Origin of the sequence: Ancylobacter oerskovii, assembly GCF_018390555.1 — a bacterium.
In the GTDB taxonomy this organism is placed as follows: Bacteria; Pseudomonadota; Alphaproteobacteria; order Rhizobiales; family Xanthobacteraceae; genus Ancylobacter; species Ancylobacter oerskovii.
In genome coordinates, this window is record NZ_JAHBGB010000034.1 from 1 (window position 1) to 3,305 (window position 3,305).

The 3,305-nt window shown below is 55.8% G+C and carries 1 protein-coding gene and 3 pseudogenes; 3 read left to right on the forward strand and 1 reads right to left on the reverse strand.

Going from position 1 to position 3,305, the window contains the following annotated elements; all coding sequences use genetic code 11:
- Window positions 1–60: 60 nt before the first annotated feature.
- Window positions 61–947: pseudogene (gene tnpC / locus KHC19_RS16375) on the forward strand (IS66 family transposase); the annotation flags it as partial.
- A 152-nt stretch (window positions 948–1,099) separates the two neighbouring features.
- The gene (locus KHC19_RS16380) at window positions 1,100–2,179 is read left to right on the forward strand and encodes an SGNH/GDSL hydrolase family protein (protein ID WP_213353460.1); all 1,080 of its coding nucleotides are present in this window, start codon (window positions 1,100–1,102) and stop codon (window positions 2,177–2,179) included.
- A gap of 160 nt (window positions 2,180–2,339) precedes the next feature.
- On the opposite strand, the pseudogene KHC19_RS25995 reads toward KHC19_RS16380, so the two are convergent.
- Window positions 2,340–2,936 (reverse strand): annotated as a pseudogene (locus tag KHC19_RS25995) (IS66 family transposase); the annotation flags it as partial.
- A 185-nt stretch (window positions 2,937–3,121) separates the two neighbouring features.
- Here KHC19_RS25995 and KHC19_RS16390 point away from each other — a divergent pair.
- Window positions 3,122–3,305 (forward strand): annotated as a pseudogene (locus KHC19_RS16390) (transposase); the annotation flags it as partial.

Here is a 3,305-nt window from a genome sequence, read left to right on the forward strand (position 1 = left end):
AGGCCAAAAATCAACCCAAGGACTCTCTCCTAAGCCGGAGGAGAAAAGGGTCTCAGGTCAGCAGCCTTCCTGCTGCGGCCCGTGCATGAACGGCTGCTGGCGGTGCTGAAGACTTCGCCCAAGCTGTTCGCCGACGAGACCACCGCGCCGGTGCTCGATCCCGGCCGTGGCCGCACGAAGACGGGGCAGCTCTTCGCCTATGCCCGCGACGACCGGCCCTGGGGCGGCGCCGATCCGACTGCCGTCACTTATGTCTATGCCCCCGATCGCAAGGGCGAGCGGCCCATCACCCATCTCGACGGCTTCACCGGCATCCTGCAGGTCGATGGCTATGGCGGCTACAAGGCACTGGCCGGACGCAACACGGTGAAGCTGGCGTTCTGGTGAGCGCATGCTCGGCGCCGCTTCTACGAGCTCGCCCAGAGCGGTCCCGCGCCGATCGCGAGCGAAGCTGCAGCGCATCGCCGAGCTCTACCATGTCGAGGCTGCGATCCGGGGCCGGACCCCGGATGAGCGCCGGGCCACGCGCCAGGAAAAGAGCAGGCCGATCATCGAGGCCCTCGAGCCGTGGCTGCGGGCGAAGCTGGCGCTGATCAGCCAGAACCAAGCTCGCCGAGGCGATCCGCTACGCCCTCTCGCGCTGGGAGGGGCTGACCCTATTCTTCGACGATGGCTGCGTCGAGCTGGACAACAACTTCGTCGAGCGCTCCATCCAGCCCCTCGCCCTGACCCGGAAGAATGCGCTCTTCGCTGCCTCCGACGGCGGCGCCAAACACTGGGCCGTCATCGCCTCGCTCGTCGAGACCTGCAAGCTCAACGGCATCGACCCTCAGGTCTACCTCGCGGACGTCATCACACGCATCGTCAACGACCACCCCAACAGCCGCATCGACGACCTCATGCCATGGGCCTATCTCGCCAAGCCCGTCCTCGACGACGTGGCCTGACGATGACGCTTACTGCCTTCATTGGATTGTGACCGATGCTCCAGCGGACATTGGCACCGGGTTGATATTTAGCTGCAAAGCTTCATGATGGTGTGCTCTTGAGCGCAGGGTGTAGTATGCGGGTACTTGTCGTTGGAGGCTCTAATTCGGTGATGAGTCCGGGGTATGTTGGCCAGGTTCGCACTAAATTGAGCCAATCTGGTAGACCTATCACGCATTTAAAAAATATAAGTGTAGGTGCTAATACATGTTTAATGGGACTTGAAAATATTCGAAAAGTTACAAAACTTGAGAATTTCGATAAAATAATAATAGAATTTGCTATCAATGATCTTTCTTTGGCAACGCCGGATGCTTATGAGACTTGGCAATGTGCGTATGAAGGAATCCTGCGGTATATTCTGAGAAAGGCACCGAGCATACAGGTGTATAATCTGATTCTTGGCCGTAGGGCTGAGAGGAAAAGGCATGCGACGGAATTAATAAGGCGCGGGATTGAAGAGCTTTCTAAATATTATGGAAATATAGGAAATATTAGTATAATAGATTTTGATCTAGAGTTGAGATCATTCACCAATAATAATCATGACGAATATGTCAACTATTATAAAGATGATGCGCATTATAATTTAGATCGTGGTGTCCCGATGCTGGCGTCTTTTGTGGCTAATTGTCTGATTTTAGATCGCTATATTGTATCTGGAAATATGCCTCGTCCGCTAAGGGCGTGTAGTTTTGATCGAGCAAAGATTCTTCAATTGCCAAAGGTTGCTGATGGAATGGCAATGAGAGAATTTGAGAATAGTAGATTTAATAGATCTGCGGTGATATTAGAAACTGATAAAAAATTTATATTAAAGATACAAGGTCCACTTGTCTACATATCATATTTGGCAACATTTGATGCTCGGCCATTGCTTGTGGAAGAAGAAGGGGAGCGCCCAGTTATGTTATTGACGTCTCATCCAGATCTTGAAGATAAGGAAGGTAAGTTCCTTATTAAGAGTTTTGCATTTGAATGGAAAGAATGGTCAGCTATAAAAAATAGGGGGCCGCGTTATGTGAAGCTAAGTGCGGTAGATCCAGATGCTATCCCGTCGTTATCTCCGTATCTTGTGGAGCGATACAATGCGGTGCGTGGTGTAGGGAGTGGAAGCGGTCCTTATGTCAGTACGCTAATGTACCTTCCGCCTCCTAAAAAGGATACGGGTAGTAAATTGAAGGAATGTTGAATTGAATTAGATTTGCGTTCATTTTCGTGCCTTGGGTAACGGCTTCGAAGGCGGACGGTGAGATCGGCGAAGCATTGCTCCGACGTCGGCGGTTCGCCGTGATGTCGGCAGGCTCGAGGAACTTGCGCCGCGCGTGATGGTATGGATGCCCCGCTCGCTCACCCATATGACCGGCCAGCGTCGACAAGGGTAGGTCGATGCCCTCGCGGGCATGGCATTCGCTTTACCGATTTAACGGCTGGTGCTGTCCAAACGTCTCAAATAGCACGATGGCCGGCAGGTTCGGTTCAGCATGACTGCGCGGATGACGTGGTATTGCGCCGGCGGCTGCGTTATTTCGTCGCAGGTCCGGCCTCAGAAGCGCGCACGTAGCGTCCGGATTGCCTTCCACCGGCGCGGGATCACCTCCAGCGTCTCGGTGATATATTCTCCCCGAGTTTCACCGGCCTGCCAGGGGGGCTCGCTGGCGCGGCGAAAGCAGCGCGCTTACGCGGGAGATGGTCGGGAACGGCTTGCGAACGGGTCGATTGCGCTGGAAGCTGGCGACATCGGTCGAGCGGGCCACTGCATCCGCGGCCAGTTCGTCCTCTGTGGCGACGGCCTCCAGATTATCGAGCTTCATTTCCAGAAGGCCGAGCAGCCCTTCCTTGCGTTCCGAGCGTGTGCCTTGAAGCTCTCGCCGGAGCTTCTCAATCTCCAGCTTCAGCCGCGCGATGAGGGCAGCCGCGCTGCTGTTCGCGACGCATTCCCTGGCCGATGGCTGCTTTGAGCCGCGCGGCACGTTCTGCCAGGGTCACGGCGTCGGTCGCGTCAACGTCGCTCGCCAAAAGGGTCCATCGGACTCGACATAGGGGGATGGGATTGTATCCGCGACTGAAGCGGCCCCCGAATTCGCCGGACATGTCTCACCCTTAAACAGGGGTTGGGAGTAATGTCGTGTCTATGACGGGTTCTTATCCGAAGGCTGAGGTTCTGACTGGGCCGGAGCGGCGCCGCCGGTGGTCTGTCGCGGAGAAGCTGGAGATGGTGGCGCGGACGCGCGAGGGTGGGCGTTACGGTCAGCCTCGTCGCGAGACGGTGCGGCGTATCGCCGAATCAGCTTTTCACCTGGCGACGGCTTGCCGAA